The 3,664-nt window shown below is 72.9% G+C and carries 1 protein-coding gene; it reads right to left on the bottom strand.

The window, feature by feature from the left end; genetic code table 11:
• Window positions 1-3,664: hypothetical protein (locus tag B0W88_RS30530; RefSeq protein ID WP_198937984.1), on the bottom strand; the 3,664-nt coding region annotated here is incomplete at both ends.

Here is a 3,664-nt window from a genome sequence, read left to right as displayed (position 1 = left end):
GTCGGCGTGACGCTGCTGCTGCCGCTGGCGCCGGTGATGCCCGCCGTGAGGCCGCCGCCGGTGCCGGAGGCGTCGCCGGTGGCGTCCTGGTCCGCATGCGCCAGCACCGAATAGCTGGCGCCGGTGACGTCCGCGCCGCTGACCGCGCCGATCGTGCCGCCGGTGGTGGCGCTGGCCGAGACGCCGCCCACGCCGGCCACGCTGAGGCCCACCGCCAGCGCGTAGCCGTGGGCATTGGCGATGTTGTCCGACAGGCCCTCGACGACCACCGCGCCCGAGCCGCCGGCGATCGAGGTGTTGTTGCCGACCAGCGCCTGCGCGCTGCCCTGGCTCGTGGCGCTGGCGATGGCGCCCATCACCGACAGGCCGATGCCGCCGCCGGCCGCATCGGCGCTGGCGCGCACGTCCTCGCCGCCCTGGTTGTGATACGCGCCGACGCGCACGCCGCTGCCCGACTGCAGCGAGGTGTTGCCGGTGACGGTGGAGCGCACGTCCGGCGATGCGGTGGCGCTGGCGTTCATCACGCCGACGGCCAGGCCGCCGATCGTGAGGCCGAAGGTATTGGCCGTGGCGTCGTTGCTGGCCACCGACTCGATGACGATGCTGCCGCTGGCCTTGATCGCCGCGTCCTGCGCGGCCACGCCGATGGTCGTCTGCACCGCGCCGTTGGCGGTGGCGGTGCTGCTCGCGCCGTTGACGCCGCCCAGGCCGCCGCCGGAGGCATCGGCCGCCGCATTGGCCAGGTTGCGCGCCTGCGAGCGCACGGTGAGGTTGGTGGAACCGGAGACGCCGCCGAGCAGCTCGGCCGTCGTGCTGCCGTCCGCATGCGCGACGCCGATGCTGACGCCCAGCGTGGCGCCGCCGACCGACAGCGCCAGCGCCTTGGCCTGCGCCTCGTTGTTGTTGTAGGCCAGCACGTCGAGCCGACCGCCCGAGGACAGCAGCGAGCCGCTGCCGACGCTGGCCTTGACCACGGCATCGGCCTCGGCCGTCGGCGCCGCGCCGGTGCCGGCGAAGCCACCGGCGCTGGGCGCGGTGGAAGTCGCCCAGGCGCCCATATTGGCCAGGGCCGAAGTACCGTTGTGGTTATTTCTGGCCTGCACGCGGATCAGACCGCCGGCGTTGAGCAGCGCGGTGGCGCCGAACAGCGCCTGCACCGTCGGCGAGAAAGTGGCCTTGGTCAGGCTCACGCCGGTGGCGCCGGCGCCGCCGGTGACGGTCGTCACATTGGCATCGGCCTTGCCGGTGGACAGCGCATCGACGGTGGCATCGCCGGTGACCGCGATCAGCGACTGCGTGCCCACGCTCGCGCGCAGCAGCGGGCTCACCTCGTCGAAGGCGAAGTTGGCGCTGATGCCTACCGCCCCGATCGAGAAGCCCAGCGTGTGGGTGTAGGTGTCGTAGTTGGCCTCGGCGTCCACATGCAGGGCACCGACCGTGAGGCCGGAGTCCTGTCCGATGTTGACGCCGGCGCCGACATCGGCGCTGACCTGGCCGTCGGCGGACAGGCGCGTGAAGGACGCGCCCACGGCCACCGCGCCGGCCGTGCCGGCCGCGGTGTTGAGATGGATGGTGCGGTTGGCCAGGGCGGTCACATCGACCTCGGCGGCCGCCTTGACCCGCGCCCCGTCGGCCAGCGCGCTCTGGTTGTAGCTGTGGTCCGACAGCACCGAGACCGCCGCCCCCAGGCCCACGAAGCCGGCGCCGCCCGCGAAGGCGGTGGCGTCCACCGTGTTGTCGAGCTGGGACTTGACCGTCAGCTTGCCGCCGGCGCTGTAGGTGCCGCCGGCATTCGCATTGGTGTTGAAGGCAGTGGAGAACACGCCGATGCCGGCGCCCACGCCGCCCGCGCCGCCGCCGATCGCGCCGACCAGGAAGTCCACGTCCGCCCACTGCTGGGCGTTGATCGTGATCGCGCCGCCGGCGGTGATGCTGGTGCCGCCGGCCACCGTCGCCTCGGTGCCCTGGGCCGGGTTGGCCGCATTGATCGCGGCCATCCACTCGCTCTGGCTGGGGCCCGCGCTGCCGACCAGCGTGCCGGCCGCGCCGGACTGGTCGTGCACGCGCTGCTGGCCGCTGCCCGCCGAGCCGCCGCTGAAGCCGCCCAGCACCGAGCCCACCTGGCCCTTGGCCAGCGAGGCCTGGCTGGCGGCGTCGCTGTCGCCGGATTTCTGGTTGCCGTCGCCGTCGGTCTTGGTCAGGCCGTCGGCCTGCGTGCCCTGGTCGTTCTTGTAGCTGCGCTCCAGCGGCGTGCCGACGGACCACACCGTCACCGCGCCGGCCGCGCCGACAAAGCCGCCGGCGCCGGAGATCGTCAGCGAGTCGAGGTCGATCCGCGAGATGCCGTTGACCAGCACGTCGCCCTTGGCGTTCACGTCGGCATTGCCGAGGATGCGCGCCGCCGTGTCGTTCTTCAGGCTGCCCACCTGCACCGCGCCGCCGACGCCGACGAAGCCGCCCGCCACCGCGCCGGTGAAGTGCGTGCCGCTGGCGCTGTTGGCCGCGGTCACGTAGACGCCCTGGCGCGCATCGGCGCCCGTGTTGTTCTTGTTGATCTTGGTGTTGGCGCCGATGATGGCCGTGGTGTTCGAGTCCAGCAGCGACACGCCCACGCCGCCGCCCACGCCCACATAGCCGACGCCGGCCGCCACGTCGAGGTGGAAGAAGTCCTCGCTGCTCTGGCCCTGCACGATCACGCCGTGGCGCTCGATGGTGCCGAAGCCGCCGCTGCCGACGCTGCCGTCCAGCATCGCCAGCAGGCCGGTGCCCGCGCCTTTCGCATCGACCGTCGCGCCGGTCAGGATGCCGGCATTGGTGTTCTTGGTGATGCTCATCACACCGACCGAGGCGCCCACGCCCACCGTGCCGCCGCCGATGGCGCCGGCGATCAGCGTGGTGTCGGTCGTGTCCTTGGCCAGCACGCCGACGTCGCCGCCGGCCGAGACCGTGGCCAGCGCGCCGATGCTCGCGTTGGTGTCGTTGTCCAGCACCAGCACGTTGACCGCGCCGCCGACGCCGACGGTGCCGGCCGCGATGCCGGCCGCAATCAGCAGCAGGTGGTCCTGGCCCGCGGCCTGCACCACCACGTCGTCCTTCGCCTTGACGCTGGCGCCGCCGTCGATGCTGGCATTGGTGGTGTGGCCCAACACGGTCACGTCCACGCCAGGCGCCACGCCGACGGTGCCGAAGCCCAGGGCACCGGCCACCGCCACATGCGAGAAGTCGCTGCCCGCGCCGACCAGCACGCTCTGCCCGGCCCCGGCGGCCGAGGTGTCGGCGTTGACGTTCGCGCCGGCGCCGATGTTGGCGGTGGTGGTGGTCGTGATGACGTTGGTGGCCGAGCCGACGCCGATGCCGGCCGTACCCGCGCCGAGCGCGACGGCGAAGGTGTTGATGTCGTCGCGGTTGGTGGCCGTGACCGCCAGGCCCTGGAAGCCACTGCGGGTGCTGGGCGTGGCGACGCGCTTCTTGGTGAAGCTCTGGTCGTCGCTGCTGTTGCCCTGGCCGTCCTTGGAGTTGAAGGTCGGCGTGCCGACCTGCAGCTGCGAGGCAGTGGGCCGCGCGCCGGTGGCGGCGTCGGGCACCGCATTCGGGTCCATCGGCGTGGACGCCGCATAGCCGACGCCGATGCCGCCATCCTCGACGCTGAGGCCCGCGCGCAGAC

The sequence above is a fragment of the Pelomonas sp. KK5 genome (assembly GCF_001984095.1).
Classification (GTDB): Bacteria; Pseudomonadota; Gammaproteobacteria; order Burkholderiales; family Burkholderiaceae_C; genus KK5.
This window is presented reverse-complemented; position numbering and strand designations above follow the sequence as displayed.